The sequence below is a fragment of the Actinomyces urogenitalis DSM 15434 genome, from assembly GCF_000159035.1.
Classification (GTDB): domain Bacteria; phylum Actinomycetota; class Actinomycetes; order Actinomycetales; family Actinomycetaceae; genus Actinomyces; species Actinomyces urogenitalis.
On the sequence record NZ_DS999581.1, the window covers coordinates 1 to 1,943 of the forward strand.

Annotated in this window: 3 protein-coding genes; 1 reads left to right on the forward strand and 2 read right to left on the reverse strand. The window is 71.7% G+C overall.

Going from position 1 to position 1,943, the window contains the following annotated elements; all coding sequences use genetic code 11:
- Together HMPREF0058_RS11280 and HMPREF0058_RS11285 are read right to left on the reverse strand one after the other, a co-directional pair.
- Positions 1-916: glycosyltransferase (locus tag HMPREF0058_RS11280; protein ID WP_006549923.1), on the reverse strand; the 916-nt coding region annotated here is incomplete at its 3' end.
- Between the two features lie 27 nt (positions 917-943).
- Positions 944-1,192 carry a WhiB family transcriptional regulator gene (locus HMPREF0058_RS11285; protein WP_180950843.1) on the reverse strand — a complete coding sequence of 83 codons (249 nt, stop codon included), beginning with the start codon at positions 1,190-1,192 and terminating at the stop codon, positions 944-946.
- A 329-nt stretch (positions 1,193-1,521) separates the two neighbouring features.
- Here HMPREF0058_RS11285 and HMPREF0058_RS11290 point away from each other — a divergent pair.
- Positions 1,522-1,943: TIGR03089 family protein (locus tag HMPREF0058_RS11290; RefSeq protein WP_040319971.1), on the forward strand; the 422-nt coding region annotated here is incomplete at its 3' end.

Below are 1,943 nucleotides of genomic sequence, written 5' to 3' on the forward strand. Positions count from 1 at the left end.
CGACGACGACGCGCCGCCCTTCCAGCCGCAGGGCGCGGGAGATGGTCAGGCCGTCGGCGAAGACGGAGACGTCATCAGCCACCGAGCTCAAGGAGGCCCAGGCCGCACGGTCCACCAGGGCGCCCGCGGTCCCCACGGCCAGGACGTCGCTGCGGTCGTCGTGCTGACCCTGGTCGATCTCGCCGTCGATGACGTCGTTCGCGCGCCGGGCAGCGGCCGTGGTGCGCAGCCCGACTTCCAGGAGCTGGTCCGGGTGGTCCCAGTCGACCTGCTTGGGGCCGGCCATCGCGACCGAGCGGGCGTTGCTCACCGCGCCCAGCAACCTCTCCAGGCACTCGGGCTCGGGTGCGCAGTCATCGTGGAGGAGCCACAGCCAGGAGTCCTGGGCGGCGGCAGTCGAATCCATGACCGCGGCGTGGGCGTGGCTCTCGGCGCGCGTGATGGGTGACAGGCTCCCGGCCGGGCCGGTGAGCTGGCCGCGGCCGGAGCTGGTGTCATAGTGCAGGCCCTGGCCGGTGGCCAGGGAGGACGTCGGCCAGGAGGTGCCGGTGGCGCGCAAGCCACGCGGGGCGCGGCGGCGGTTGCCCTGCTCCAGCAGGGCTGCGTAGCGCTCCAGGCCGGTGCGCACGGCGGCGATGAAGGTGGGGGCCTCGGGCGCGCGCACAATGCGGACGTCGGCGACCGAGTCGAGTCCGGAGGTGTCCACCACCTCCTCTACGGGGGTGCCGTCACCCAGGCCGTTGGCGCGCGAGGCGGCGTCCACCACCAGGACCACGCCCGGAACCACGGTCTGGCAGGCGACGGCGCGAAGGGCAGACGGCAGGTATGGCGTCACGCCACATGTCACGACGACGGCAAGCGTGGTCAGACCGGGCGTGGCGGCGTGAGCTGCGAAGGCGGAGACCGCCGACGTCATCGCTGAGTCACAACCATCCGGTCACACTCAGACGGCGCGCCGCTTGAGCTTGCGACGCTCACGCTCGGACAACCCGCCCCAGATACCAAAACGCTCGTCATTGGCCAGGGCGTACTCCAGGCACTCCTCACGGACCTCGCAGGTCGCGCACACGCGCTTGGCCTCACGAGTGGATCCGCCCTTCTCAGGGAAGAAGGCCTCCGGGTCCGTCTGGGCGCACAGGGCGCGCTCCTGCCACGCGAGAGGACCGTCGTCGGCCTCCTCGCCACCGAAGATGAGGCGAAGAGCCGCGTCGTCGGCCTCGTCGGTCCGCTGCAGCGGACCGTCTCCGAGGATGTTCCACACGATGGCGTCCCTTCCGAATGGCTCATGGGTGTACGGATGAAATTACACGGGTGTAGGCAGGGTCCGTCAAGCGGAGTAGCCGACTTCACCAACCACGGACCTTAGGTACACCTCACCGCGATATCCGCGAGACACACACGGGCGCCGCGCAGGCGAGGCCGGTGGCCCGCTCACGCCCCGCCTGGAGCCAGAGGAGCTCGGGCACGCGCCTGACTGACGCGCGCCTGGCCCGCGACCCCACCGTCAGGTTGAATGCCGCCATGACTGCTCCCGCGGACCCCTTGCTCCCGCTCCTGCCCCAGGCCGCCGACTCCTTCCGCCCGTGGCTGGTGTGGTACGCGGCCGGCGAGCGGGTGGAGCTGACCGGCCACGTGCTGGCGATGTGGGCGGCCAAGAGCGCGGGCTTTCTTGAGGCCGAGGCAGGCACGGCTCCGCGCGTGAGGCTTGCGCTGGGGCCGAGCTGGCGGCTGGTCACCTGGTGCCTGGGAACCTGGCTGGCCGGCGGAAGCGTGGTGCTGGGCGACGACGGCGCTCCGGCCGAGGTCTCAGTCGCCTTCACGCCTGGGGACCTCGACCCGGTGGCCGAGGTCCAGGTGCTCGTACCACGCGCGCCGCTGGCGGTGCGCTGGGAAGGCGAGGAGGGCAGCGGCTCAGCCGGGCTGCCGCCACTCGTGCTCGACGG